The sequence below is a fragment of the Oceanobacillus alkalisoli genome (assembly GCF_022213125.1).
GTDB classification, from domain to species: Bacteria; Bacillota; Bacilli; order Bacillales; family Amphibacillaceae; genus Oceanobacillus; species Oceanobacillus alkalisoli.
The window spans coordinates 1-1002 of sequence record NZ_JAKNRA010000040.1 but is presented as its reverse complement, the minus strand read 5'-3'; the positions used below and the strand labels follow the sequence as shown (position 1 = coordinate 1002).

Genomic DNA, 1002 nt, shown 5'->3' with positions numbered 1-1002 from the left:
TCCCTATTTTTGGTCTATTAGCTTCATGATTCTTTTTATATTTGTCGCAAATATCGTGGTTGCTCCTTGTATCTCCATGCCGAATAGACCCGAGTCAGTGGCTTTATTGTACCCGTGTCGATTTTTTAATTCACTATTTTTCGCTTCAATCATATAACGATCCCGAGCTAATTCTTGGAACACTTCTGTTTCTTGGAATGCTTTTTGATCCCTATGCTCCGTAGACTTCAAGGTCACGGTGTATGTTTTTGACTTAGCACCTTCTTTGTAACATCCATCGCGCAATGGGCAGACCTTACACTTTTCGATGTCAAATCGATACTGAACTTCGGAATTTCGATCTTTCCTTTTTACGGATCGTTTCCCGGTAGCTAAATGCCCCGCTGGACAAACATACAAATCGGCGTCCTTATTAAACTCGAAACCGGTATCTTTTCGTTCATTTGTTAGGATAGGGTGGAGTTTCGAAACTAATTGAAATTCCTTTTCCTTGGCTAGAATTAAATTATCTTTTCCAGAATAGGCTGTATCTCCAATTACGGTTTCAACTTCCAATCCTGCTTGTTCACTTTTTTCGACCAGTTCCTCTAGATACTTTCCGTCACTTTGTTCACCAGAGGTTACTTTTGCGGCAACGATTAAACGTTCTGTTGTCATGGCTAGATGTGTTTTGTAACCAAAGAAACTCGTGTCTTCTGATTTGTGACCTGTTCGGGCATCGGGATCGTTGGAAATTTCCGTTCCTTCTTTACAATCTTCTACAATCTCTTTCAAGTAGTTCATTTTTTCTTTGACCGCCGGAACTTCACGGATTCCTTCCTCGTTCTCGACCACTTCAATCAATTTTTCGCAATAGGCTACAGACTCTTTCACATCATGCTCGGCTGGCTTTTTTGGGTATTTTTCTTTGATGGTTTCATCAAATTCATAGGTTGCTTTCCGAACAGCTTTTGCTTGTTCATTTAAATATTGAGCCGCAGATCTGGAACGATAACGGGAATG

The 1002-nt window shown here is 40.4% G+C and carries 1 protein-coding gene; it reads right to left on the bottom strand.

The window, feature by feature from the left end; genetic code table 11:
* Positions 1 to 3: 3 nt before the first annotated feature.
* Positions 4 to 1002: transposase (locus L3V42_RS18030; RefSeq protein ID WP_238472625.1), on the bottom strand; the 999-nt coding region annotated here is incomplete at its 5' end.